This window comes from Aerococcus sp. L_32 (assembly GCF_050689315.1).
The window spans coordinates 1-1,492 of the sequence record NZ_JBOEQF010000456.1; the positions used below are offsets into that span (position 1 = coordinate 1).

1 protein-coding gene is annotated in these 1,492 nt (G+C 39.6%); it reads left to right on the forward strand.

What is annotated here, in order from left to right; all coding sequences use genetic code 11:
• Positions 1–347: 347 nt before the first annotated feature.
• The coding region (locus tag ACRCJ0_RS13860) for a UDP-N-acetylglucosamine 1-carboxyvinyltransferase (protein ID WP_431390812.1) at positions 348–1,492 on the forward strand (1,145 nt) is incomplete at its 3' end.

The window sequence follows — 1,492 nt, forward strand, 5'->3', positions numbered from 1 at the left end:
AATTTACGTGAAATTGCCCTTTTTCCAAGTTGTTTAAACCTATCGGACGAATAATGGTTAGTTCGTGGGTTATAATAAATTAAATGGCCCCTATAACTGATTGTATATTTGTCAAATTTTACATAGAAGTTAAAAAAACCATTAAAATTGGTGGGGACGGTAGTTATATCATAGAGAATTATGTATAATCAATCTTGCATTATCTATCATAGAATCGGAAAAGTATGCAAAATCCGCATATATGATTCAAATAGGTAATTAATGAATGAACTTAACAAAAGCTAAAAGGCTTAGATAAAATGAAATAAATAAAACGAAAATGAAAACGATGAGTGAGGGGTTTTATAATGGAAAAATTTATCATCAAGGGTGGTAATCCGTTAAAGGGTGAGATTACGGTTTCTGGAGCGAAGAATAGTGCAGTAGCGCTAATTCCTGCAGCGATTATGGCGGATTCACCGGTGGTAATTGAGGGTGTACCGGAAATTGAAGACGTGTTCGCTTTAATTGAAATATTGAAAGACTTTAATGTAAAGGTTGATTTCAATGATCACGTGATGCGTATTGACCCAACGAACATGGAAAATATCCCAATGCCTGATGGAAAGATCCAAAGCTTGCGCGCGTCTTACTACTTCATGGGTGCCTTATTGGGTAAATACGGTGAGGGTGTTGTTGGTTTACCAGGTGGTTGTAACTTGGGGCCTCGTCCAATGGATTTACACTTAAAAGGTTTTGAAGCTTTAGGTGCTGAAGTAAGCAACGAATTAGGTGCTATGCATTTAACAACTAACGGTAATGGTCTTACAGGTACTGAAATTTACCTAGATGTTGTCAGCGTCGGCGCAACCATCAACATCATGTTGGCAGCTTCTCGCGCTAAAGGGATAACTGTTATTGAAAATGCAGCCCGCGAACCTGAAATCATTGATATCGCCATGCTATTAAACAAGATGGGTGCTAAGATCAAAGGTGTGGGTACTTCTACTATCCGTATCGAAGGTGTGGACGAGATGCACGGTGCTTCTCACCAACAAATTCCTGACCGTATTGAAGCGGGTACTTATATTGCAGCCGCTGCGACAGTTGGCCAAGGGGTTACTGTCAAGAACGTCATTGCTGAACATATTGAAAGTTTCCTAGCGAAATTACGTGAGATGGGTGTCAAAATGGACATCAGCGATGATGCTATTTACATTCATCCAAATGACGGTCAATTAAAAGCTGTAGATATTAAAACAGCGCCATACCCAGGTTTTGCAACTGACTTACAACAACCCATTACGCCATTATTATTAACAGCGAATGGTAACGGTAAATTAGTAGATACGATTTATCCAAAACGTGTGAAACATGTACCTGAGCTAGCGCGCATGGGTGCAAACATTGAAGAACACAATGATCAAATTACTTACAAGGGTCCTAACCAATTAACAGGCGCAACTGTGACAGCTTCAGACTTACGTGCTGGTGCTGGTTTAGTGATTGCTGG